Genomic DNA, 229 nt, shown 5'->3' on the forward strand with positions numbered 1-229 from the left:
GGGCATTACCGACCAGCCTTTCGTTATTGTGAAAGCCGACGCAGGTACTTATGGCATGGGCGTAATGAGCGTTAAATCTGCAGATGAAGTACGCGGATTGAACCGTAAAAACCGCAATAAAATGGCGAAAGTCAAAGAAGGTTTGGAAGTCAGCGAAGTCATTGTCCAAGAAGGTATTTATACCTACGAAACCATGGATGGTGCCGTGTGCGAACCCGTTGTGTATATG

General features: G+C 46.3%; 1 protein-coding gene. It reads left to right on the forward strand.

Annotated features, from left to right (window positions below):
- The coding region (locus tag ACTHS3_RS18880) for a glutamate--cysteine ligase (RefSeq protein ID WP_440368941.1) at positions 1-229 on the forward strand (229 nt) is incomplete at both ends.

Source organism: Neisseria sp. P0009.S007 (genome assembly GCF_051962515.1).